The 241-nt window shown below is 66.0% G+C and carries 1 protein-coding gene; it reads right to left on the bottom strand.

Going from position 1 to position 241, the window contains the following annotated elements; genetic code table 11:
* Nucleotides 1-241, bottom strand: a 241-nt coding sequence (locus ACW9IR_RS30005; protein ID WP_457466231.1) for a thiolase family protein, incomplete at both ends; no start/stop codon positions are given.

Below are 241 nucleotides of genomic sequence, written 5' to 3'. Positions count from 1 at the left end.
CGGCCGTGCCGGTGCCCAGTTGCGACAACACTGCCACGTTGCGCCCGATGTTGTAGCCCTGTGCGCCCTCGTTGGAGCCGGCGCCGACGATGCAGTCCTCCACCGTCGCCGGGTCGATGCCATTGCGGGTCAGCAGCGCGTTGACGCAATGGGCCGCCATGTCATCCGGGCGGGTCTGGTTGAACTTGCCGCGAAAGGATTTGGCCAGGCCGGTTCGCACGCTGTCGACGATCACTACTTC

It is taken from the genome of Pseudomonas sp. SDT291_1_S447 (assembly GCF_054070155.1).
The sequence above is the reverse complement of the archived record's forward strand: the minus strand, read 5'-3'. Positions and strand labels throughout refer to the sequence as shown.